This is a genomic window from Streptomyces vinaceus (assembly GCF_008704935.1).
GTDB classification, from domain to species: Bacteria; Actinomycetota; Actinomycetes; order Streptomycetales; family Streptomycetaceae; genus Streptomyces; species Streptomyces vinaceus.
Map to the genome: position 1 here is coordinate 5,536,131 of NZ_CP023692.1, position 21,405 is coordinate 5,557,535.

Below are 21,405 nucleotides of genomic sequence, written 5' to 3' on the forward strand. Positions count from 1 at the left end.
GGGCCCTCAGTCCCTCTCGCAGACGAAGATCGCGGTGCCGGGGATCAGGTTGCCGCGCAGCGGGGACCAGCCGCCCCACTCCTGGGTGTTCCACTCGGGCCATTCCGGCTCCACCAGGTCGACGAGGCGGAACCCGCCCGCCACCACGTCCCGGACCCGGTCGCCGAGGGTGCGGTGGTGCTCGACGTAGACGGCGCGCCCCTGCTCGTCCTGTTCCACGTACGGGGTGCGGTCGAAGTAGGAGGCGGCGATGGAGAGCCCCTCGGGGCCGGGTTCGTCGGGGAACGCCCAGCGGACGGGGTGGGTCACGGAGAAGACCCAGCGGCCGCCGGGGCGCAGGACGCGGTGGACCTCGCGCATGACGTTCACGGGGTCGGCGACGAAGGGGACGGCCCCGTACGCCGAGCAGGCGAGGTCGAAGGAGGCGTCGCGGAAGGGCAGGCGTCCGGCGTCGGCCTCGACCAGCGGCACGCCTTCTCCGATGCGCAGGGCGTGCTGGAGCTGGCGGTGGGAGAGGTCGAGGGCGACGGGGCGGGCGCCCTGAGCGGCCAGCCAGCGCGAGCACTGGGCGGCGCCGGCGCCGATCTCCAGGACGTCCTTGCCCTTCAGGGAGTGCGCCGGCCCGAGCAGTGCGGCGTCCGCCTCGTCCAGGCCCTCCGGCCCCCAGACGAAGCGGTCGTCGCCGAGGAAGGCGCCGTGCTCGTTCTGGTACTCGTCGGCGTTGCGGTCCCACCAGCCCCGGCTGGCCCGGCTGCTCTCCGCCTCGTCGGCCTCGCGCCGGGTGGCCTCGGCGTCCTCGCCGGAGCCGTCCTCGGCTTCGTACGCGTCTTCGGGGGCGTAGTCCTCTTGGTTCATGGGGCCCGTCGTCGTAGTCTGCGGAAAGAGTCGGAAAGAGTCACAACACGGCAGGGAGGGGCCATCAGCGCCTGCCCGCCCACGAATTGTGCCGGTTATGCGGTGATCCGCCCGGGGTGTGCGCCTTCGCGCATTGACCCTGTCCGGCTGCCCCCGTATGCTACAAGTTGCGCTGCGAGCCTGTGCTCCTCAGACCTAGCAGGCTGCGCTTGCATCTGTTGATGACCCCTCGGTTCTCGAGGCCCTGACCCGCTTCACGGCGGAGTAGGGGCTTCCTTGGCTGTCCGGCTTCTTCGGCAGATGCCGATAAGGGCTCCCGGCGTAGCAGTACCTACGACTTTCTGTCCGTAACCGGAGCCCTTTCCCACATGACGAGCAGCACCGAGACCACCTCTACCACCCCGCAGGTAGCGGTCAACGACATCGGTAACGAGGAAGCCTTCCTCGCCGCGATCGACGAGACGATCAAGTACTTCAACGACGGCGACATCGTCGACGGCGTCATCGTGAAGGTCGACCGGGACGAGGTCCTGCTCGACATCGGTTACAAGACCGAAGGCGTGATCCCGAGCCGTGAGCTCTCGATCAAGCACGACGTCGACCCGAACGAGGTCGTCAAGGTCGGCGACGAGATCGAGGCCCTGGTTCTCCAGAAGGAGGACAAGGAAGGCCGCCTGATCCTGTCCAAGAAGCGCGCCCAGTACGAGCGCGCCTGGGGCACGATCGAGAAGATCAAGGAAGAAGACGGCATCGTCACCGGTACCGTCATCGAGGTCGTCAAGGGTGGTCTCATCCTCGACATCGGCCTCCGTGGCTTCCTGCCGGCCTCCCTCGTCGAGATGCGCCGCGTCCGCGACCTCCAGCCCTACGTGGGCAAGGAGCTCGAGGCGAAGATCATCGAGCTGGACAAGAACCGCAACAACGTGGTCCTGTCCCGCCGTGCCTGGCTGGAGCAGACCCAGTCCGAGGTCCGCCAGACGTTCCTCACCACCCTGCAGAAGGGTCAGGTCCGCTCCGGCGTCGTTTCCTCGATCGTCAACTTCGGTGCCTTCGTGGACCTGGGTGGCGTCGACGGTCTCGTCCACGTCTCCGAGCTGTCCTGGAAGCACATCGACCACCCGTCCGAGGTTGTCGAGGTCGGCCAGGAAGTCACCGTCGAGGTCCTCGACGTGGACATGGACCGCGAGCGTGTCTCCCTGTCGCTGAAGGCGACGCAGGAGGACCCGTGGCAGCAGTTCGCCCGTACGCACCAGATCGGTCAGGTCGTCCCGGGTAAGGTCACCAAGCTGGTTCCGTTCGGTGCGTTCGTCCGCGTGGACGAGGGCATCGAGGGTCTGGTCCACATCTCCGAGCTGGCCGAGCGCCACGTGGAGATCCCGGAGCAGGTCGTCCAGGTCAACGACGAGATCTTCGTCAAGGTCATCGACATCGACCTGGAGCGTCGCCGGATCTCGCTGTCCCTGAAGCAGGCCAACGAGTCCTTCGGTGCCGACCCGGCGTCGGTCGAGTTCGACCCGACCCTGTACGGCATGGCCGCGTCCTACGACGACCAGGGCAACTACATCTACCCCGAGGGCTTCGACCCCGAGACCAACGACTGGCTCGAGGGCTACGAGACCCAGCGCGAGACGTGGGAGCGCCAGTACGCCGAGGCGCAGGTCCGCTTCGAGCAGCACCAGGCGCAGGTCATCAAGAGCCGCGAGGCCGACGAGGCCGCCGCTGCCGAGGGCGCTGCCGCCCCGGCCGCCGGTGGCAACGCCGGTGCGGGCATCTCGGGTGGTTCCTACTCCTCGGAGTCGGACGAGACCTCGGGCGCCCTGGCCTCCGACGAGGCCCTGGCCGCGCTCCGCGAGAAGCTGGCCGGCGGCCAGAGCTGATCGCAGCGCATCACACCCCGGTGTGAGCTGAGCTGAATACAAGGCCCGTCCCCTTCGGGGGGCGGGCCTTGTTGCGTTCCTGTGAAAGGGGCCAACTGGGGAATGGAGCCGTTGCCTTGGACGTTGTGCGCACAGAAGGCAGCGAAGAGGAGTGGTGGCGGTGCTTGATCCACAGGGTTTGTACGAATGGGACGCCAAGGGCCTGGCAGTGGCGGATCTGGCGCTTGCCCAGGACTCGGCCGGGCTGGTCATGCTCTACCACTTCGAGGGGTACATCGACGCGGGTGAGGCCGGGGAGCAGATCGTCGAGCGGCTGCTCGACACGCTGCCCCACCAGGTCGTGGCTCGGTTCGACGCCGACCGCCTGGTCGACTACCGCGCCCGGCGCCCGCTGCTGACCTTCCAGCGCGACCACTGGACCGAGTTCGAGGAGCCGCGCCTTGAGGTGCGCCTCGTCCAGGACGCCACGGGCGCCCCGTTCCTGCTGCTCTCCGGCCCCGAGCCGGACGTGGAGTGGGAGCGCTTCGCCGTCGCCGTCCGGCAGATCGTCGAACGCCTCGGCGTCCGGCTCTCGGTCAACTTCCACGGCATCCCCATGGGCGTCCCGCACACCCGCCCCGTCGGGATCACCCCGCACGGCAACCGGACCGACCTGATGCCGGGCCACCGCAGCCCGTTCGACGAGGCCCAAGTGCCGGGCAGCGCGGAATCGCTGGTCGAGTTCCGCCTCGGGCAGGCCGGGCACGACGTGCTGGGCGTCGCCGCGCACGTACCGCACTACGTGGCGCGCTCCCCATACCCGGACGCCGCGCTGACGGCGCTGGAGGCGATCACGGCGGCGACCGGGCTGGTCCTGCCGGCCGTGGCGCACGCGCTGCGCACCGAGGCGCACCGTACGCAGACGGAGATCGACCGGCAGATCCGCGAGGGCGACGAGGAACTTGTCGCCCTGGTCCAGGGGCTGGAGCACCAGTACGACGCGGCGGCGGGAGCCGAGACGCGGGGCAACATGATCGCGGAGCCGCAGGAGATCCCGTCGGCGGACGAGATCGGCCGCGAGTTCGAGCGCTTCCTCGCGGAGCGCGAGGGCGAGGGCTGAGGGCCCCCGGCCGTACGGGGGCCGGGGCGCGGGGTCTACTCTGCTGAGCATGCTGAAGGTGGGCCTGACAGGCGGAATCGGTGCCGGCAAGAGCGAGGTCTCGCGGCTGCTGGCGGGGTACGGGGCGGTCGTCGTGGACGCCGACCGCATCGCGCGGGAGGTCGTGGAGCCCGGTACGCCGGGGCTGGCGGCCGTCGTGGCGGCCTTCGGGGAGTCCGTGCTGGGCGCCGGGGGGACGCTGGACCGGCCGAAGCTGGGCTCGATCGTCTTCGCCGACCCGGAGAAGCTGCGGACCCTCAACGCCATCGTGCACCCGCTGGTGGGGGCGCGTTCGGCCGAGCTGGAGGCCGCCGCCGGGCCCGACGCGATCGTGGTGCACGACGTACCGCTGCTGGCGGAGAACGGTCTGGCGCCGCTGTACGACCTGGTGGTCGTGGTGGACGCCGCCCCCGGGACGCAGCTGGCCCGGCTGACCGCGCTGCGCGGGATGGCCGAGGAGGAGGCGCGGGCCCGGATGGCCGCGCAGGCCACGCGGGAGCAGCGGTTGGCGGTGGCCACGCTCGTGATCGACAACGACGGGCCGCTGGAGGCGCTGGAACCGCAGGTGCGCGCGGTGTGGGCGGAGCTCAGGGAGCGGGAAGCGGCGGCGGGGGCCGCCGGTGGTGCCGGTGCCGCAGGTGCCGCAGGTCCCGCGGATGCTGCCGGTGCCTGACGTGCACATGGAATAGCAGGCGGGGCGCGGGGCGTTGAACGCGCCCGCAGAGGGAAGGATCAGACCGTGTCCGACACCACGCCGCCGCCCATACCGGCGCAGCCGCCTCCGCCGTCCGGCTCGTCGCCCGAGACCCACGTCATCGACTACCGGGCCGCCGAGCAGCTGCTGGCCGCCCGCGACCCGCAGGGCGCCGTGAAGCTGCTCGACTCGGTCATCGCCGCGCACCCCGAGAACACCGCGGCCCGCCTGCTGCGCGCCCGCGCCTTCTTCGCGGCGGCGCAACTGCGTCCGGCGGCGCTGGAGTTCGAGCTGGTGCTGGAGCGGGAGCCGGACAACGCCTTCGCGCACTTCGCGCTGGCCCGCACCCACGAGCGCTCCGGCCGTCCCGAGCAGGCGCGCAAGCACTTCCGCCTGGCGGCCGCCCTGGACCCGCAGCCCGACTACCTCGCGGCGGCCCGCTTCGAGGAGTAGCGGGCCGCGGTCACCGCTGGTGCGGGGGCTCGTACGGGGGGACGTCCGGGCCCGGCTGGTAGTGCGGGCCCTGGTGGATGTGGTGCAGGACCACGGCCAGGTCCACGAGCGCGAGCACCGCCACCACCCCGCAGGCGGCCGCCCACCCGGGACGGCCGACCAGCGAGAACGCGGCGGTCCCGGCGGCGGCCCAGACGAACCCCCACAGGCTCAGCCAGAACCGCAGCCGCAGCGGACTGCGGGCGGTAACCGGCTCGTTTCCGGAACGCATGACCATCGCCTCGGTTCCATGGTCGCACCACTCAGGGATCGAGGCGGTTCACGGCGGTGGTGGTCGTCCGCCTGAAGGCGGCGACGGGGGCGTCGCCCAGGTCGCCCATCTGACCCCACTGGACGACGGTCACGGTGGCGCCGTCGCGTCCGATGCCGAAGAGGTGCACGCCGGGCTCGGAGTCGGGGATCGAGGTGTGCACGCCGTAGACGTGGGCGCCCTCCTCGACGGGGAGGGCGCCGTAGTCCGTGGAGCCGGCCGTTCCCTCCGGGTGCTCCCGCAGCCAGTCCGCGGCGCAGGCGGCGACGGCCCGCTCCAGGTTCCGGGCCAGCCGGGCGGCCGCCGCGTCGGAGGAGGCCCGTACGGAGACCTGTACGGCGCCGGTGTCGAGGTCGGTCCCGAACCGCCGGTGCCAGCTCCCGGCGGCCGGAAGCACCCCGTCCAGGCAGAACGGGGCCGTCTCGGGCAGCCCCTTGGTGATCTTCCCGGCATGCCAGGGCGAGGTGGGATGCGGCGGCAGATCGGCGGCGCCGAGGAATCCGGGGGCGGCGAGCGTGAGCGCGATGACGGCGGCGAGGCCCTGGAGCACGGTGGTTTCTCCCCCTGCGGCAGCTGGTGCGGTGCCCCTGCCTTCCCCACCCCGGGGACGGCTCAAACGCCCGCCGGTCCCCGCTCCGGCACGCTCCGGCACACTGCGGCCCGCTGCCGACGGCTCCGGCCCCGCGGTCGGCGTCCGCGCAGCCCGGCGGCGTTGTCAGTGCCCCCACCTAGACTCGACGGCAGACGGGAACCCCGTCCACATCCGAGCGCGCCGCGAGGGAGAGGAGCCGACACCGTGACACCGCGTACGCCCGCGCAGCCGCCCACGACCGCGCTCCTGCGCCACCCCGCCGTGTTCCTCCCCGCCGCCGTCCCCCGCGAGGCCCGCTTCGCCTTCTGGGCCCCCGACGGGGACGCCCTCCCGGAGGAGGAAGGCGCCGGGACCCCGGCCCCGCTCACCGTCGTCCGCCCCCACGGCCAGGGGATCCGCACCCGCAGCGTCCCCTCCCGCACCCTCCCCGTCGCCGACGCCCTGCCCCTCCTCGTCCGCGCCCCCCGCAGCCCCGCCGCGCATCCCGCCACCCGCGCCTGGGGCACCGCCGCGCTGCACGCGCTCGCGCTCGCCGCCCGCGGCCGGCTCCTGCCCGGCGTCACCCCCGACGGGATCGACGCCTGGCGGGCCGGCCCGCTCGACGCCGAGGACGTCGGCCACCTGCGCGCCGTGGCCGCCGCCCTGCCCTACGAGGGGTACGCGACCCCCCTGACCGGCCGCCGCCCCCTCCAGGTGCCCGAACCGGAGGCGTTGGTACGGGCGTTCCTGGATGCCGTCGCCGACACCCTGCCCCGCACCCCGGCCGCGCCGGTGGCCGCCGGGCGGCCCTTCGCCGCGCGGGAGCCCCAGCGGGTGCCAGGGATACAGGAGTGGGCCGCGCAGGTCGCGGCCGGCGCCGACGCCGGGGTCGGGATCTCGCTGCGGCTCGACCTGTCCTCGTTCAGCCTCTTCGACCGGCCCGACGACCCCGTCGGCACCGACGACCCCGACGGTACGGGGGACACCGGGACCGCCGAGGTCCGTCGCGCGGGCGCCGCCGTGGTCCAGGTGCACAGCCTCGCCGACCCCACCCTCGTCACCGACGCCGGGCTGCTGTGGGCCGGGGCGGCCGCCGCCGGGTTCGGGCCGCGCGCCCGGATCGACGCCGTACTGGCGCTGCGCCGGGCCGCCCGGGTCTGGCCGCCGCTGCTGCGGCTGCTGGACCAGCCCGTCCCGGATGTCCTCGCCCTCTCCGACCCGGAGCTCGAAGACCTCCTCGGCCGGGCCGCGAGCCGGCTGGCGGCCGCCGGGGTCCTGGTCCACTGGCCGCGCGAGCTGGCCCGTTCACTGTCCGCGACCGCGGTCGTACGGTCCACCGCGCCCGGCTCCGCCACCGACGGCACCGCCTTCTTCGACGCCGGCCACCTCTTCGCCTTCTCCTGGGAGCTCGCGCTGGGCGGCGACCGGCTCACCCCGGGGGAGATGGACGCCCTGGCGCAGGCGCACCGGCCCGTGGTGCGGCTGCGGGACCAGTGGGTGCGGGTCGATCCGGAGCTGGTGCGCAAGGCGCGCAAGCGGGAGCTGGGCCTGCTGGACCCGGTGGACGCGCTGGCCGCCGTACTGACGGGGACGGCCGAGGTCGACGGGGAGCCGGTGGAGGCGGTCCCGGTGGGTGCGCTGGCCGCTCTGCGGGAGCGGCTGACCGGCGAACTGGCCCCGTTGCCGCAGCCCGCCGCCCTGAAGGCCACCCTGCGCGACTACCAGGCCCGCGGCCTGGCCTGGCTCGACCTGATGACCTCGCTCGGCCTCGGCGGCTGCCTCGCCGACGACATGGGTCTGGGCAAGACGGTCACGCTGATCGCGCTTCACCTGCACCGGGACCGCCCCGAGCCGACGCTCGTCGTCTGCCCCGCGTCGCTGCTGGGCAACTGGCAGCGCGAGATCGAGAAGTTCGCGCCCGGAGTCGCCGTGCGCCGCTTCCACGGCGGCAGCCGCAGCCTGGACGGGCTGGCCGGCGGGTTCGTCCTCACCACGTACGGGACGATGCGCGCCAGCGCGGCCCGGCTGGCCGAGCAGCCCTGGGGCATGGTCGTCGCCGACGAGGCACAGCACGTGAAGAACCCGCATTCGGCGACGGCGAAGGCGCTGCGCACGATCCCTGCGCCGGCCCGGGTGGCACTGACCGGCACCCCGGTGGAGAACAACCTCTCCGAGCTGTGGGCGCTGCTCGACTGGACCACGCCCGGGCTGCTGGGCCCGCTGACGGCGTTCCGGGCCCGGCACGCCCGCCCGGTGGAGCACCAGCAGGAGGAGGACGGGGGCAACGAGGCGGCGGTGGCCCGGCTGGCCGCGCTCGTGCGGCCGTTCCTGCTGCGGCGCAAGAAGTCGGACCCGGGGATCGCCCCCGAGCTCCCGCCGAAAACGGAAACCGATCATCCGGTCTCGCTCACGCGCGAGCAGGCCTCGCTCTACCAGGCCGCGGTGGAGGAGGCGATGGCCGTGATCGAGGCGAGCGAGGGCATCGAGCGGCGCGGCATGATCATGAAGTTGCTGGCCTCGCTCAAGCAGATCTGCAACCACCCCGCGCAGTACCTGAAGGAGGAGCAGCCCCGGATCCCGCACCGCTCGGGCAAGCTGGCCCTGCTGGACGAGCTGCTGGACACGATCCTCGCGGAGGACGGCGCGGTGCTGGTCTTCACCCAGTACGTGACCATGGCCCGGATCATCGAGCGGCACCTGGCCGCCCGCGGGATCTCCCACCAGCTCCTGCACGGCGGAACGCCCGTGGCGCGCCGGGAGGAGCTCGTGGACCGCTTCCAGTCGGGCGAAGTCCCGGTCTTCCTGCTCTCGTTGAAGGCGGCGGGCACGGGGCTGAACCTCACGCGGGCCGGCCATGTCATCCACTTCGACCGCTGGTGGAACCCGGCGGTGGAGGAGCAGGCCACCGACCGCGCCTACCGGATCGGCCAGACGCAGCCCGTCCAGGTCCACCGGATCATCGCCGAGGGCACCGTGGAGGACCGGATCGCCGAAATGCTGGAGGCGAAGCGGGCGCTGGCCGATGCCGTGCTCGGCTCGGGGGAGTCGGCGCTGACGGAGCTGACCGATCGCGAGCTGGCCGACCTCGTCTCGCTGCGCAGGCCCGCATGACCACGGCGCGGAGGCCAGCATGACCACGGCGCGGAGGCTCGCATGATCACAGCGAGGGAGGACCGCCGCCGGACCTTCGAGACGGTGCCGGCCGGGGTGGAGGCCACCAGCTGGTGGGGCCGTGCCTGGGTGTCGGCGCTCGAAGAGGCGTCCGGCGACCCGGCGCGCCTGGCCCGGGGACACGCGTACGCGGCCGAGGGCCATGTCGACGCGGTCACGGTCACCCCCGGCCGGATCGTGGCGTACGTGCGGGGCAGCCGCGCCCGCCCGTACCGCACCGAGCTGGCCCTGAGCCCCTTCGCGGACGCGGAGTGGAGCGAGCTCCTGGAGGAGGTCGCCGCGGACCCCACGGCCCTCGCGAGCCTGCTGGAGCGGGAGGTTCCGCAGTCCCTGGCGGGATCGGTGCTGCCCGGTGCCGGCGAGCTCGTCGCGCGCTGCTCCTGCCCCGACACCGCCCGGCCGCCGTGCAAGCACGCCGCGGCCCTCTGCTACCGGGCGGCCCGCCTCCTCGACGAGGACCCGTTCGTCCTGCTGCTCCTGCGCGGCCGGGGAGAGCGGGAGCTCCTGGACGAGCTGACCCGCCGCAACGCCGCCCACGCCGCCCGTGAACAGCCCGACGCCGCACCGGACTTCCCCGGGGTGCCGGCCCGCGCCGCGCTGGCCCGCACCGGGATGCCGCCGCTGCCGGCCCCGCTGCCCGCGCCGGCCGCCGTGGGCCTCCCGCCCGCGTACCCGGCCGACCCGGCGGCCCCCGATCCGCTGGCCTTGGACCAGCTCGCCACCGACGCCGCCGCCCGCGCCTTCGCGCTGCTCACCACCGCCGAGGACCCGATCGCCGGGCTCACGCTCTGGCAGGACGCCGTGCGCCTGGCCTCCGCGCACCACACGGCCGGCCTGACCGGCGCGGCCCGCACCCTCTACCGGGACCTGGCCCGCGCCACCGGCCGCACCACCACCGACCTGGCCCGCGCCGCGGCGGCCTGGCGTCAGGGCGGGCGGGCCGGGCTCGCCGCGCTCGAAGAGCCCTGGGACCCGCCCGCCGGTCCCTTCGACCGGGCGCGCCCGGCCCTCATCGCCGCAGCGCAGGGCGCCTTCCGCCCCGAGCGCAACCGCCTCACCGCGCGCACCCGCCAGCTCCGCCTGGGCCGCGACGGCCTCTGGTACGCCTACGAGTCCCGCCCGGACACCGAGGACTGGTGGCCCACGGGCGCCCCCGCGGCCGACCCCCTCACCGCCCTGCGCCGCTGACCTCCGCCGCCCAGCGCGTCAACGTGGTGAAATCGCGCTCGCGCAGTCCGTGGCGGGCATGGATGGTGAGGAGGAGGGCCGGAGCCGGGTGGTGGGCCTCGATCCAGGCGCGGTCCTGCGGGGTGATCATGTCGTCGACCCAGGCGAAGGGACGGCCCGCGGCCCAGTCGAGGAGCGGGCGGGTCTTCCAGAAGAGGCCGTCGGGGTCGTGGGCGAAGAGTTCCGGCCATTCGATGACGGGAAGATCGCCGGGTAGCCCGATGTGCGGGGCGATCATCGTGTTGGCCTGGTGCATCCAGGCGGTGGCCCACGTGAGTTCGAACGGCAGGGCCAGCAGGCGGGCGCCGTGCGCGGGGTGCAGGCGGACCCGCAGCCCGCGCCGCGCGCTGCGCGATCCGGGGTCCCGGCGGGACATCCAGTCCGCCGGATGCATCCGGTGACTCGCGTACCCCCGCAGCCCCGCGAGGCGCGAGCGGAAGGGGTTCAGCGGGCCGTCCACGTCGAGGAGCAGGAGCGGGCGTTCAGTCATGAAGTAGCCATTACCCAGTACACGATGGGGTGAAATGCCTATCGCCTCTATAACCCGAACGGGTTTACCGCGTTGTTTCCGGTGCGGGTGCAGCGCCCGTGAACTCCTCCGGAAGGCAGGGAAACTCATGCGTCACAGTCGTCGGAATGGCTTGATCGCGGCGGTGGTTGCGGGAGGCGGACTGGCGGTCGCGGGTGTCGGCGGGTTCGCCTACGCCGATGCGGACGCGGGCGGGCAGGCGGAGCGCTCGCCGGGGCTGCTGTCGGGGAATCTGGTCCAACTGCCCGTGCACACCCCGGTGAACGTGTGCGGCAACACCGTGAGCGTGGTCGGGCTGCTCAACTCGGCATCGGGCAACCGCTGCGCCAACCAGGGCGCTGGCGGCGACGGGCATCCAGGGTCGGGGTCCTCGCATCCTTCGAAACCTGGAACCGGGGCCGGCAGCGGCTCCCACACGGGTGGGGGAGCCCATGCCGAAGGGGGAGGAAAGGATTCGCCGGGGCTGCTGTCCGGCAACGGGATCCAGCTCCCGGTCGACGTCCCGGTCAACATCAGCGGCAACTCGGTGAACGTCGTCGGGATCGGCAACGGCTCCACCGGCAACACGTCCGTCAACGGGGACGAGCCCAGCGGGGGGAAGCCGCCGCAGCAGCAACCGCAGCCGAAGCCGACCCCCGTCGTCGAGCCGCCCGTCACCCGGGCCGCGCCCCCGCAGCACGGCCCGGCGCTCGCCCACACCGGGGCCGACGGCGCCGGCTACCTGCTGCCCGGCGGCGGGGCGCTGCTGCTGGGCGGGGTGCTGCTCTACCGCCGTTTCCGCCTCCGGTAATCAGCCCCGGAGCTCCGCGCCCGGGGCGGGCGGGAGCCTGCGCCAGGCGTCCAGGATCGCGTCGATCCGGGGGGCCAGCCGGGCCCGGGCGGCGAACCGCGGGACGCCCGCCATCAGCAGGGCGTCGTACTCGGTGTCGGTGTGCCGGACCGCCGCCCGGACCGCCACCGACACCGCCTGCTCGTCGAGGGCCCGGCCCGCCGCCGTACGGCCCACCCGGCCGCTGCCGCGCAGCGAGGCATGGGTGGCTATCGCCACCGCCCGCTCGGCCGGGCACCCCGGGAACAGCCGCACGATCTCGGCCGCGAAGGCCGCCGTGAACCGGGTGTCCTCCACCGCGCGGCGCAGCCGGTCGCGCTCCCGGCGGCGGGCCCGCGCCTCGGCGTCCGCGAGGCAGGCGCGCTCCGCGAGGGCCAGGGCGGGGTCCTCGACCAAGAGCCCCTGTCGCTCGTAGCGGCGGCGCCGCTTGTTGAAGCGGACGACGACGGCCGAGAGCGAACTCGCCTCCCGGGCCCGCCGGGTGAGGGCGGCGTCCCCGCGCGGCAGGTAGACCAGGTGCCCGAGGTCGGCGCAGTCCAGGCAGCGGGGCACACCGACCTCGCGGACGAGATGCCGCAGCGGCCCCTGCCGGCACTCCGCGCAGTGGATCTGCTTCAGCGACTCGAAGACCACGAGGCTCATGACGATGTGATACCGCTGTCCGGTCCGCTTATCACCTTGCCGAAAATGGCGGTTGAGGTTTCGCCAACTTTCCCCGATGGCCGGATGCCCCTCTACCGTGAGCAGTTGGGGCTGCGGTAATGCCGTGATGCCCATGGGGGAGGGGTGCATACATGGGTGGATGGCAGCCGACGGCGCGGCTCGTGCGGGCCGGAGAAGGCGGGGCGGAGGGCCTCGCGGGCCGGGAGGTCGTCATAGAACCGGGCGGCTGCACCGGCTGGCACTTCCACCGCGTCCCGCTGATCGCGCTCGTCAAGTCCGGGACGCTGACCCGGATCCTGCACGACAACTCGGTCGTCGTGCACCGCCCCGGCACCAGCTTCGTCGAACCCCCCGGCGCGGAGCACCTGCACCTCGGCCGCAACCTCGGCTCCGTACCGGTCGTGCTGTACGTGACCTGCACGCTCGCCGAGGACGAGGCCTTCTCCATACCCGCGGACGCCCCGGCAGGCGCCGAACCCTGCGCCTGCCGGGGGAGCCTGCCGTGACCCGGTCCGCCCGGCGCGACGGGGTGCGCGGCGCCCCGCCTCCCGCTCAGACCAGGCGGCGTATCTCACCGCGCACCCGGTAGAACCCGCCCGAGGCCGCATGCAGCCCGTCCACCACGTACCGGGCACCCGGTTCCCGGATCCCGCGCGGGAACTGCACGTTCCACGAGGGCTCGAAGCCGCCCGACACGACCTGCACCCGCATGCGGCCGCCCTGCTGCACGCACTCCACCACGACACCGTCCGCCGGGGCCGCGGCCACCGAGACGGTCGCCACCGCCGCCGCGGAGGCCGCCGGGGTGAACACCGGCAGCGCGGCCGCCGACTTCACGTCCACCGCCGTCGGCACCGAGCCCCGCTGGGCCGCCAGGATCGCCGCCTCGCTCGCGTCCATGCAGATCAGGGACCCGTCCGTGGTGACCAGGTACAGCCGCTCGTCCAGGTACTGCATCGAGAGGGCCGAACCGCCGCCGGTGCCCAGCTTCCACAAGCGCCGCCCGTCGGCATCGAAGCAGTACACCGACGAGGCGTAGTCGGCGGCGAACACATGACGGCCGTCCGGCGAGGTCGCGCACGCGTACACGGCGGCGTCGCACCGGTACGAGGCCTCCACGGCCCCCGTCCCCTTCGCCAGCCGCTGCACGGTGTGGCGCCCGGTGGCCGCGTAGACCGTGTGGTCCTCCTGCCAGCCGAACAGCACCGAGCCGTCCGTCGGCGTGTGCCACAACTGCGCCCCGCCGTCGGCCGCGTACGCCGTCACGCCCTGGCTGTGCCCGTGGTAGACCGCCCGCTCGTCCGCCCGCACCATCCACGCGTTCGAGCCCGGCGAGCGCCGCGACCACTGGAACTCGTCCTCGTGGTCGATGACCGTCAGCCCGCCGCTGCGGTCCGACACGCTCAGCACCCCCTCGTGGATGTCGAGCCAGAAGATGTCCACGTCCGCCGCTATGTCGTACGCCCCGAACGGCACCTTCGACGACAGGTCGTACACCGTGCCGTCGTCACAGCCCGCGTATATCCAGAACTCGTCCGCCACCAGGCATTTCACCCCGTCGGGCAGCGAGTAGCGGGCCAGCACCTCGCCCTCGTGGCTGAGCGTGTAGACGTCCCCCGCCTGGTTGCCCACCCAGCAGCGGTCCTCGTCCACATGGATCCCGAACGCCGAGGACCCCGTACGGAACCGCCACAGCACCGGGGCCACCGCACGCGCCGTCGACGGCGCCGAGGTGACCTGGCGGCGCGACACCGCCCGGGCCGCGCGCGCTCCGGCCACGGCCGGCGCGTACCCCTTGCGGACCTTCTCGCCGATCTTCTTCGCGGCGGCCGCCCGGGCCTTCTCGGCGGTCGGGAACGAGGAGCTCTGCAGCTGGCCGTCCGCGCCGATGCGCCCGTACCGCACCGAGACGGCCGTGCCGTCCACGGTCACCTCGTAGAACTTGTGGGCGCCGCCGCCGTCCTGCGACAGCTCCAGATACGTCGTCTCGCGAGCCATGACAGACCCCTCCCCAAGGCCGGGCCAACGGCTCTTTCCCGCCGGTGATCCCTCGTGAAAAACGTTAGGGCCCACCACTGACAATGGGCCCGTGCAGCTGGAAGCGATCACATGGCAGCGGATGGCCGAGCGGCTCGCCGGCCACCTCGACGAACACCTGGGCGGACACCTCGGCGGACACGGTTCCCCGCCGCAGGAGAGGAGTTGGCAGCGGGTCGGCATCGACGGCGCGCCCGCCGCCGACACCGGCGTACTGGCCGGCCACCTCGCCGACGCGCTGCGCCTGCGCAGCCGCCCGGCCCTGGTGGTCCCGGCCGAGGGGTTCCTGCGCCCGGCCTCCCTCCGCTTCGAGTTCGGCCGCGAGGACGTGGACTCCTACCTGGGCGGCTGGTACGACACCGCCGCCCTGTGGCGCGAGGTGTTCGGCCCGACCGATCCCGGCGGCACCGGCCGCGTGCTGCCGGACCTCTGGGACCCGGTGAGAGACCGGGCGACCCGCAGCCCGTACACCGAACTCCCGCCGGGCGGCGTCGTGATCGTGCACGGCCCCCTGCTGCTCGGTCACTGGTTCCCCTTCGACCTCAGCGTGCACATCCGGCTCTCCCCGGGGGCGCTGGCCCGCCGCACCGAGGAGTCCGCACGCTGGACCCTGCCCGCCTTCGCCCGCTACGAGGCCGAGACCGACCCCGGGGCCCGGGCCGACGCGGTGGTCCGGGCCGACGACCCCCGCCACCCCGCCTGGACCGGTCTCACCGGCCCCACCGGCTGACGTGCGCGCCCGCGGTCCGTCACGGAGGTACGGGATCCGCAACAACGCCATCGCGGGCCGGTGACGAACGGGATCCGGCCATCGCGCCCCGCCCCGGCCGCGCACTACGTTGACGCCACGCTTCGACGGCGGCCACCCGGTGGCGCCTTGGCAGAAGGAGACGGCAATGGGCGGACTGGGTACGGCGGTTCTGGGTCCGAGACGGCTGCGGCGGCAGGCGGCCGCCGCGCTGCTGCTCTGCGGGGCGCTGACCCTCACGGCGTGCAACGGCGACGACGGCGCCGGCGCGGGGGCCGCCGGCGCGAGCCCCGGCGCGAGCCCGGCGAGTCCCACGCCCGCGGCCCCCGCCTCCGCCACGCCCGCGGGAGCGGCCCCGGCCGCGTCCGCCGCCTCGCCCTCGAAGAAGCCCGCCCCCACCGCCCCCGCCCCCACCGCCCCCGCCCCGGCCAAGCCGGCGCCGTCCGCGCCCGGACCCGCCTGCGCCTCCAAGGACGCGGTCTCGCCGCACGAGATCGCCGTCTACCGCTACACCCCCGAGGGCGGCCAGTACAGCCTGATCGTCAAGCGCGGCCACTGGGCCTGCCCCGTCGCGGGCGGCACCACCCCCTTCGTGACCGTCGGCGAGGAGACCTACATCCCGATCGCCGAGGACGCCGAGATCGGTGTCCACGCCCCGATCCTCTCCGGCTCCACGAACAAGCCGATCACCACGCACGAGCTCACCTCGTGGCTGGAAACCCACCCGAACAAGGGCCTGGTGTTCCACTACGACGTGAACAAGGCGGGCGTGATCGAGACCCTCGGCCAGGAGGAGTACACCCTCTAGCCGCCCGCCCGGGACCCCGGGCCCGCCGTGGTCCCCAAGACCCGGCCTACGGGCGCCCGCCCAGCCGGGTCACCGCCCGCGCGGCGGCCCGGCACCCGGCCCGCGCCGCGTCCGCAGCGCCCGCACCCGCCAGCCGGGCCGCGAGGAACCCGCCGGTGAACGCGTCCCCGGCCCCCGTCGAGTCCACCGCCTCGGCCGACTCCGCCGACACCTCGGCGGTCACCCGGCCCCCCTCGGCCACCAGCGCCCCGGCCGCACCCCGGGTGACCACCACCAAGGGCACCCGCCGGCTCAGCTCGGCCGCCGCCCGGGCCGCCCCGGCCCCCTCCGGCAGCCCGGCCAGCAGCCGCGCCTCGTCCTGGTTGGGCAGCAGTACGGCGATCCCCGCCACCTCCTCCAGGAAGCGCTCCGGCCCCAGCCCGGCCAGGAACCCCGCCGAGGCCGGGTCCACGCTCACCGGTACGCCCAGGGCCCGGGCGGCCCGCAGCGCGACCAGGGCCAGCGCGCGGCTGCTGTCGGCGAAGAAGAGGTAGCCGGACAGGTGCAGATGGCCGGCCCCGTCCAGCAGGGCCGGAGCCCAGTCCTGCGGGGAGAGCCGCAGCGCGGCGCCGCTGTCGGTGAGGAAGGTGCGCTCCGCGTCCCGGCCGACCAGCGCCACCACCGTCCCGGTCGGCTCGGCCGGATCGACCACCAGCTGCGGCCGCACCCCCGAATCCCGCAGGGCCTGCTCGTGCCACCGGGCCGATTCGGCGCCGACCCGCGCGAGCAGGCGTACGTCCGCCACCCCGGCGTGGGCCGCCCAGCAGGCCGCGTTGGCCCCGGCGCCGCCCGGCAGGGTCCGGATCCGCGCGGCCGTGTCCGTGGCCGGGGCCAGCGGCTCCGGATGCACCGCCACGACGTCCGTCACCACGTCCCCGACGACCAGCAGCGCCCCCGGCGCGCCGGGGGCCCCCTGACCGGCGGCCGCCCTCACGGCCGCGCCGCCCAGGCCCCCGCGATCCTGGCCCCGAGCGCCACGTTGCCCCGTACCGCCGCCAGGTTCGCCTCCAGGGAGGCCCCGCCCGTGGCCCGTACCAGGAACCCCAGCAGGAACGGGGTCACCGCCTGTCCCGTGATCCCGCGGGCGTGGCACTGCGCCAACGCATCGGCCAGGACCCGGTCGTGCAGCTGCGGATCCAACTGCTCGGCCTCCGCCACCGGATTGGCCACGAGCAGCGCGGACGCGGGCCCGCCGAGCGCGTCCTGGGCGGCCATCACCGCCGCCACCTCCTCGGGCCGGTGCACGGTCCAGTCCACCGGCTCGCCGGAACTGGCCAGGTAGAACCCGGGGAAACGTTCCGTCCCGAACCCGAGCACCCCCACCCCGAGCGTCTCCAGCCGCTGCAAGGTGGCCGGCACGTCGAGGATCGACTTCACCCCCGCGCACACCACCGTGATCCGCGTCCGCGCCAGCAGCGCCAGGTCCGCCGACTCGTCCTGCGTCTGCGCGTACTCCCGGTGTACGCCGCCCAGCCCGCCCGTGGCGAAGACCCGCAGCCCCGCCCGCGCGGCCAGGAAGGCCGTCGCGGACACCGTCGTCGCACCGGTCGCGCCCGTGGCGAGCGCGGGCGCCAGGTCCCGGTGGCCGAGCTTGCGCACCCCCTCGCCGCCCGCGATCCGCTCCAGCTGTGCCTTGTCGAGCCCGGCGTACGCCACACCGTCGACGACGGCGATCGTGGCCGGAACCGCGCCCTCGGCCCGTACCAGCGCTTCGAGTTCCTCACCCACGGCCAGATTGCGGGGGCGGGGCAGGCCGTGCGCGATGATCGTCGACTCCAGCGCCACGACGGGCAGGCGCCGCTCCAGCGCCTCACGGACCTCTTCGGACAGGACGGGGACCTCGGATGATGTGTGCATGTCCCATCCATGGCACGCGATCCGGGGCTCCAAACGCCCTCGCGCCGGCCGTCGCCGAACCTGTCCGAGGAGCGTGTCCGTGGCCGGCAGCGGCTGGACAGGTTGACCTGTCCGGCGGGCGGAGCCTGGACGTTGTGGTCACCGCGCGGGACCGGAGGGGCGGATTAGGGTGACTCGCCATGAGCACCATGAGCACCAGTGAGCACGGTCCCGCCTCGTTCGCCGTATCCGTACCGGACGCCGAACTGGAGGCCGAGGACCTCGACCCCGGCCAGATCCTCTCCGGCGACCCCGTCGTGACGGGCAAGGTGCTGTGGGAGTCCCCCGACGGCACGCAGGTGCGCGGCATCTGGCAGATCACCCCGGGCGTGGTCACCGACACCGAGGCGAACGAGCTGTTCGTCGTGGTCAGCGGCCGCGCCACCATCGAGGTCGAGGGAGGCGCGACCCTGGAGGTGGGCCCCGGCTCGGCCTGCGTGCTGCGGGAGGGCGACAAGACGACCTGGACCGTCCACGAGACGCTGCGCAAGGCCTACCACATCAGCTACTAGCGGCCTGGGCGGGCGCGGCGGCGGGGTGGCGGCGTGCGGTGAACAGGGCCAGCGCCGCCATCGGCAGCAGCAGGGCCGCGCCGATCGCGTTCAGCCAGCCGTAGCCCGCGTGCGACATGACCAGCCCGGCCGCCGCACCGCCCACGCCCGCGCAGGTGTTCATCGTGAGGTCGCTCAGGCCCTGTACGGCGGCCCGCGCGGCCTGCGGCACCGAGTCGGTGAGCAGAGCCGAGCCGGAGACCATCCCGGCGGACCAGCCCAGACCCAGCAGGAACAGCCCGATCGCGCTCTGCGCGTGACTCGGCCCGGCGGTGCCGGCCAGCAGGGCGGCCACCGACAGCAGGCCGGCCGCCAGGCCGATCACGGTCAGCCGGCCAACCCGGTCCGCGAGCCAGCCCATGACCGGCGAGAAGGCGAACATGCCGGCGATGTGACCGCTGATCACCAGGCCGACGAGCTCCAGCGTGGCGCCGTGGTGGCCGAGGTCCACCGGGGTCATCACCATGATCGAGACCATGGCGGTGTGGGACACCGCGACGGTGACCAGGGCGAGGCGCGCACGCGGGGACTTCTTGACGGCCGCGAGACCGGCGCGCAGTGAGCGGCCGCCCGTGGCCCGCTCCGCGGGCGAGGCCAGTGCCCGCGCCGTCAGCAGCGGGTCCGGCCGCAGGAACAGGCCGATCATGGTGCCGGTGAGCACGAAGACGGCGCCGGCCCACACGAAGGGGCCCGCCGTCTCGGGTATGGAGGTCCCGGCGAAGCTGCGGCCGGCCGGTGCGGAGAGGTTGGGGCCCAGCACCGCGCCCAGGGTCGACGCCCAGACGACGAGGGAGACCGCCCGGGCCCGGCGGTCCGGGGCGGCGAGGTCGGCGGCCGCGAACCGGGCCTGGAGGTTGGCCGAGGAGGCGGCGCCGAAGGCGGCCATGCCGAGCATCAGCAGCGGGAAGTTCTTGATCGCGGCGGCCAGGACCACCAGGCCCGCGCCGACGGCGCCGATCCCGTACCCGAGGACCAGCCCGGGCCGCCGGCCGCGCGCGGTCATCAGCGCGGCGAGGGGGAGCGAGACCGCCGCGGTGCCGATCACGGCGGCGGTGGAGGCGAAGCCGGACAGGGCCTCGGTGCCGCTGACCTCCGTGGCGAGGACCGGGGCCAGGGCGATGCTGATGGGCACGCCGACGCCGCCCAGCATCTGGCTCGCGATCAGTACGGCGGAGACGCGGCGCTGGAGCCGGGGCAGGTCCGCCGGGCCCACGGGCGGGGCGGGGCGGTCGGTGCCGGGTATCGCGGTCATGCCGTACACCCCCGTCGCGGCGGCGCAGGGCTGTGTACGGGCGCGGTGCGGCCGGAGGCGCTGGTAGAGGTCACCGCGGCAGTTTCCCACCCCTCACGGCCGGACGGAACGGGGGACGCACCCCTACGCCCGTGCCCGCGCCCCGGCCCGCGCCCGGCCCCGCCGCCCCCTCAGAAGAGCGGCTGCGGCAGGACGCCCTCCAGGGCCAGCAGACCGCGCTTGGTCTCCACACCGCCGCCGAAGCCGCCGATCCCGCCGTCGGTCTCCACGACCCGGTGGCAGGCCACCACCAGCGGCAGCGGGTTCGACCCCATGGCGTTGCCCACGGCCTGGGCCGCGCCCGGCTGCCCGACCCGGGCCGCGAGCTCCCCGTACCCGACGACCGCCCCGTACGGCACCGAGCGGTCCAGCTCCTGGAGCACCTGCCGGTTGAAGCCGGAGCTGAGCCGCCAGTCCAGCGGCAGTTCGAAGCGCTTGAGCGAGCCCGCGAAATACGCCTTCAGCTGGCGTATCGGCTCGGCCAGCAGCACCTCCCGCCCCGGCTGCGGGCGCCAGGCGTCCGCGCCGAGCCGGGAGACCAGGGAGCCGATCATCGTGTCGACCCGGTCCGGCCCGGCATGGAACTCGACCCGGACCAGCCCCTCCGGGGTCGCGGCCAGGAGCAGGGGCCCGCCGATCGTGCCTTCGCCGGCGACGACGGTCCATTCGAGGCGCGGCCCGCGGGGCCGCTCGGTGCTGTCCACCCCTCCACCGTACGGGGAGGGTCCGACACCCGGCGGCGACCGCGCGACGGCGTCCTAGAACCCGAAGGAGCCCAGCACCGCCTGGTGGACGACGTCCGGGGCGTTGGTGATGATCCCGTCCACGCCCATCCCCTGGACCTTCCGCGCCGTCGCCGCGTCGTCGACGATCCAGGTGTCCACCTCCATCGACCTGCCGTGGGCGCCCCGCAGGCCGTGCACCGCCGCCACCCAGTCGGCCGAGATGGTGGTGTGCCACGGGTTGATCCGGTCCGTGAACTCGGCGTACTTCGGCAGGTCGGCGACGGTCGGGGTGCCCAGGAAGGCCGTCACCAGGTCCGGGCGCATGCCGTGCACGAGGCGTACGGAGTCGGCGCTGAAGCTCTGGACGACCAGGCGCCGCTGCACGTGGTCCGTGTCGAGCCAGCCGGTCTCGTCCAGCAGCTGGAGGGTCTGCTTCTCGATGCCGGGGTAGAGCTCGGGCTTCTTGATCTCCAGCAGCAGCCGCTGCCGGTTGCGGTCCACCCGGTCGAGGTACTCCCGCAGGGTCGGCACGCGCTCGCCCGCGAACTCCTCGCCGAACCAGCTGCCCGCGTCGAGCGTGGCGATCTCCGCCGCCGTGAAGTCCTTGACCCGCCAGGGCCCCCGGCCCGGGAAGGCCTGCTCGGCATCGGTGGTGCGGGCCAGGGTGTCGTCGTGGACCACGACCAGCTCGCCGTCCTTGGTGCGCTGGACGTCGTTCTCTACCCAGTCGAAGCCCAGCCGCATCGCCAGGTCGATCGCGGCGATCGTGTTCTCCGGGGCGTACGCCGAGGCCCCCCGGTGGGCGTACACGACGGGCCCCAGCAGCCCCGGGGCGCCGCCGGTGCCGGTGGGGCCCCGCGAGCCGGAGGGGACGGAGGGACCGGTGGCGGCGGACGCGGCCGTCCCGCCCAGCAGGGTCAGGGTGAATCCCAGGAATGCGGCGGCGGCCGCGGCGGCGGGTCGGACGTACATGTGCGTTCTCCTCGGTTCGGG

22 protein-coding genes are annotated in these 21,405 nt (G+C 74.1%); 11 read left to right on the plus strand and 11 right to left on the minus strand.

The features are described 5' to 3' along the window. Positions 1-6: 6 nt before the first annotated feature. Positions 7-855, minus strand: coding sequence for a class I SAM-dependent methyltransferase (locus CP980_RS24965; protein WP_150529124.1), 849 nt, complete (start codon positions 853-855; stop codon positions 7-9). Positions 856-1,223: 368 nt separating this feature from the next. Here CP980_RS24965 and rpsA point away from each other — a divergent pair, with 368 nt between their 5' ends. The 4 genes from rpsA (at position 1,224) to CP980_RS24985 (ending at position 5,017) form a co-directional block, all read left to right on the plus strand. Then, complete coding sequence (gene rpsA, locus CP980_RS24970; protein WP_030292147.1) at positions 1,224-2,732, plus strand: 30S ribosomal protein S1; 1,509 nt, start codon at positions 1,224-1,226, stop codon at positions 2,730-2,732. Positions 2,733-2,892: 160 nt separating this feature from the next. Further along, positions 2,893-3,831, plus strand: coding sequence for a PAC2 family protein (locus CP980_RS24975; protein ID WP_099895781.1), 939 nt, complete (start codon positions 2,893-2,895; stop codon positions 3,829-3,831). Between the two features lie 49 nt (positions 3,832-3,880). Continuing rightward, on the plus strand, positions 3,881-4,543 hold the full coding sequence (gene coaE, locus CP980_RS24980; RefSeq protein ID WP_150529125.1) for a dephospho-CoA kinase: 663 nt from the start codon (positions 3,881-3,883) through the stop codon (positions 4,541-4,543). 66 nt (positions 4,544-4,609) lie between these two features. Next, on the plus strand, positions 4,610-5,017 hold the full coding sequence (locus CP980_RS24985) for a tetratricopeptide repeat protein (RefSeq protein WP_229907337.1): 408 nt from the start codon (positions 4,610-4,612) through the stop codon (positions 5,015-5,017). A 10-nt stretch (positions 5,018-5,027) separates the two neighbouring features. On the opposite strand, the gene CP980_RS24990 is transcribed toward CP980_RS24985, so the two are convergent. Then, entirely contained in the window at positions 5,028-5,288 is a 261-nt protein-coding gene (locus CP980_RS24990) for a DUF6343 family protein (RefSeq protein ID WP_053688664.1), read from the minus strand. Positions 5,289-5,319: 31 nt separating this feature from the next. Further along, positions 5,320-5,877 carry a hypothetical protein gene (locus CP980_RS24995; protein ID WP_150529126.1) on the minus strand — a complete coding sequence of 186 codons (558 nt, stop codon included), beginning with the start codon at positions 5,875-5,877 and terminating at the stop codon, positions 5,320-5,322. 246 nt (positions 5,878-6,123) lie between these two features. Between CP980_RS24995 and CP980_RS25000 the strand changes: the two genes are divergently transcribed. Beyond that, positions 6,124-9,009 (plus strand): DEAD/DEAH box helicase, encoded by a 2,886-nt coding sequence (locus CP980_RS25000; protein ID WP_150529127.1) that lies wholly within the window; start codon positions 6,124-6,126, stop codon positions 9,007-9,009. 42 nt (positions 9,010-9,051) lie between these two features. Then, positions 9,052-10,257: an SWIM zinc finger family protein gene (locus CP980_RS25005; RefSeq protein WP_150529128.1), complete on the plus strand. Its 1,206-nt coding sequence runs from the start codon at positions 9,052-9,054 to the stop codon at positions 10,255-10,257. Here CP980_RS25005 and CP980_RS25010 read toward each other — a convergent pair. Next, complete coding sequence (locus CP980_RS25010; RefSeq protein WP_132760670.1) at positions 10,238-10,786, minus strand: hypothetical protein; 549 nt, start codon at positions 10,784-10,786, stop codon at positions 10,238-10,240. The two genes, CP980_RS25005 and CP980_RS25010, sit on opposite strands and share 20 nt — an antisense overlap. A gap of 163 nt (positions 10,787-10,949) precedes the next feature. On the opposite strand from CP980_RS25010, the gene CP980_RS25015 reads away from it, so the two are divergent. Beyond that, the gene (locus tag CP980_RS25015; protein WP_308439408.1) at positions 10,950-11,615 is read left to right on the plus strand and encodes a chaplin; all 666 of its coding nucleotides are present in this window, start codon (positions 10,950-10,952) and stop codon (positions 11,613-11,615) included. Here CP980_RS25015 and CP980_RS25020 read toward each other — a convergent pair whose 3' ends face one another. Further along, positions 11,616-12,296, minus strand: a complete 681-nt coding sequence (locus CP980_RS25020; RefSeq protein ID WP_150529130.1) for a DUF2293 domain-containing protein — start codon at positions 12,294-12,296, stop codon at positions 11,616-11,618. It abuts the gene before it with no gap. 152 nt (positions 12,297-12,448) lie between these two features. On the opposite strand from CP980_RS25020, the gene CP980_RS25025 reads away from it, so the two are divergent. After that, positions 12,449-12,823 (plus strand): cupin domain-containing protein, encoded by a 375-nt coding sequence (locus tag CP980_RS25025; RefSeq protein WP_132760667.1) that lies wholly within the window; start codon positions 12,449-12,451, stop codon positions 12,821-12,823. A gap of 46 nt (positions 12,824-12,869) precedes the next feature. On the opposite strand, the gene CP980_RS25030 is transcribed toward CP980_RS25025, so the two are convergent. Beyond that, positions 12,870-14,315 (minus strand): WGR domain-containing protein, encoded by a 1,446-nt coding sequence (locus tag CP980_RS25030; RefSeq protein WP_132760666.1) that lies wholly within the window; start codon positions 14,313-14,315, stop codon positions 12,870-12,872. Positions 14,316-14,406: 91 nt separating this feature from the next. Between CP980_RS25030 and CP980_RS25035 the strand changes: the two genes are divergently transcribed. Both CP980_RS25035 and CP980_RS35595 read left to right on the plus strand, forming a co-directional pair. Beyond that, positions 14,407-15,084, plus strand: coding sequence for a nucleoside/nucleotide kinase family protein (locus CP980_RS25035; protein WP_150529131.1), 678 nt, complete (start codon positions 14,407-14,409; stop codon positions 15,082-15,084). A 166-nt stretch (positions 15,085-15,250) separates the two neighbouring features. After that, entirely contained in the window at positions 15,251-15,910 is a 660-nt protein-coding gene (locus tag CP980_RS35595) for a hypothetical protein (protein WP_150529132.1), read from the plus strand. 46 nt (positions 15,911-15,956) lie between these two features. Here the strand turns inward: CP980_RS35595 and CP980_RS25045 are convergent, their stop codons facing one another. After that, the gene (locus tag CP980_RS25045) at positions 15,957-16,883 is read right to left on the minus strand and encodes a carbohydrate kinase family protein (RefSeq protein ID WP_150529133.1); all 927 of its coding nucleotides are present in this window, start codon (positions 16,881-16,883) and stop codon (positions 15,957-15,959) included. Then, entirely contained in the window at positions 16,880-17,806 is a 927-nt protein-coding gene (locus CP980_RS25050; protein WP_132760662.1) for a pseudouridine-5'-phosphate glycosidase, read from the minus strand. The genes CP980_RS25045 and CP980_RS25050 overlap by 4 nt, the downstream gene beginning before the upstream one ends. Before the next feature lie 188 nt (positions 17,807-17,994). Between CP980_RS25050 and CP980_RS25055 the strand changes: the two genes are divergently transcribed. Next, positions 17,995-18,357 (plus strand): cupin domain-containing protein, encoded by a 363-nt coding sequence (locus CP980_RS25055; protein WP_099895787.1) that lies wholly within the window; start codon positions 17,995-17,997, stop codon positions 18,355-18,357. On the opposite strand, the gene CP980_RS25060 is transcribed toward CP980_RS25055, so the two are convergent. The 3 genes from CP980_RS25060 to CP980_RS25070 all read right to left on the minus strand — a co-directional run bounded on the left by CP980_RS25060 (position 18,347) and on the right by CP980_RS25070 (position 21,384). After that, positions 18,347-19,648, minus strand: a complete 1,302-nt coding sequence (locus tag CP980_RS25060) for an MFS transporter (protein WP_150529134.1) — start codon at positions 19,646-19,648, stop codon at positions 18,347-18,349. The two genes, CP980_RS25055 and CP980_RS25060, sit on opposite strands and share 11 nt — an antisense overlap. A gap of 170 nt (positions 19,649-19,818) precedes the next feature. After that, on the minus strand, positions 19,819-20,391 hold the full coding sequence (locus CP980_RS25065; protein WP_132760660.1) for a methylated-DNA--[protein]-cysteine S-methyltransferase: 573 nt from the start codon (positions 20,389-20,391) through the stop codon (positions 19,819-19,821). A gap of 54 nt (positions 20,392-20,445) precedes the next feature. Beyond that, positions 20,446-21,384: a glycerophosphodiester phosphodiesterase gene (locus CP980_RS25070; protein ID WP_150529135.1), complete on the minus strand. Its 939-nt coding sequence runs from the start codon at positions 21,382-21,384 to the stop codon at positions 20,446-20,448. Positions 21,385-21,405: the final 21 nt, after the last annotated feature.

Bases quoted from the DNA above. Each gene is read 5' to 3' on its own strand.
- CP980_RS24965 (WP_150529124.1), bottom strand. From the start codon at position 855: ATGAACCAAGAGGACTACGCCCCCGAAGACGCGTACGAAGCCGAGGAC.
- rpsA (WP_030292147.1), top strand. From the start codon at position 1,224: ATGACGAGCAGCACCGAGACCACCTCTACCACCCCGCAGGTAGCGGTC.
- coaE (WP_150529125.1), top strand. From the start codon at position 3,881: ATGCTGAAGGTGGGCCTGACAGGCGGAATCGGTGCCGGCAAGAGCGAG.
- CP980_RS24990 (WP_053688664.1), bottom strand. From the start codon at position 5,288: ATGCGTTCCGGAAACGAGCCGGTTACCGCCCGCAGTCCGCTGCGGCTG.
- CP980_RS25005 (WP_150529128.1), top strand. From the start codon at position 9,052: ATGATCACAGCGAGGGAGGACCGCCGCCGGACCTTCGAGACGGTGCCG.
- CP980_RS25010 (WP_132760670.1), bottom strand. From the start codon at position 10,786: ATGACTGAACGCCCGCTCCTGCTCCTCGACGTGGACGGCCCGCTGAAC.
- CP980_RS25020 (WP_150529130.1), bottom strand. From the start codon at position 12,296: ATGAGCCTCGTGGTCTTCGAGTCGCTGAAGCAGATCCACTGCGCGGAG.
- CP980_RS25025 (WP_132760667.1), top strand. From the start codon at position 12,449: ATGGGTGGATGGCAGCCGACGGCGCGGCTCGTGCGGGCCGGAGAAGGC.
- CP980_RS25030 (WP_132760666.1), bottom strand. From the start codon at position 14,315: ATGGCTCGCGAGACGACGTATCTGGAGCTGTCGCAGGACGGCGGCGGC.
- CP980_RS35595 (WP_150529132.1), top strand. From the start codon at position 15,251: ATGGGCGGACTGGGTACGGCGGTTCTGGGTCCGAGACGGCTGCGGCGG.
- CP980_RS25050 (WP_132760662.1), bottom strand. From the start codon at position 17,806: ATGCACACATCATCCGAGGTCCCCGTCCTGTCCGAAGAGGTCCGTGAG.
- CP980_RS25055 (WP_099895787.1), top strand. From the start codon at position 17,995: ATGAGCACCAGTGAGCACGGTCCCGCCTCGTTCGCCGTATCCGTACCG.
- CP980_RS25060 (WP_150529134.1), bottom strand. From the start codon at position 19,648: ATGACCGCGATACCCGGCACCGACCGCCCCGCCCCGCCCGTGGGCCCG.
- CP980_RS25070 (WP_150529135.1), bottom strand. From the start codon at position 21,384: ATGTACGTCCGACCCGCCGCCGCGGCCGCCGCCGCATTCCTGGGATTC.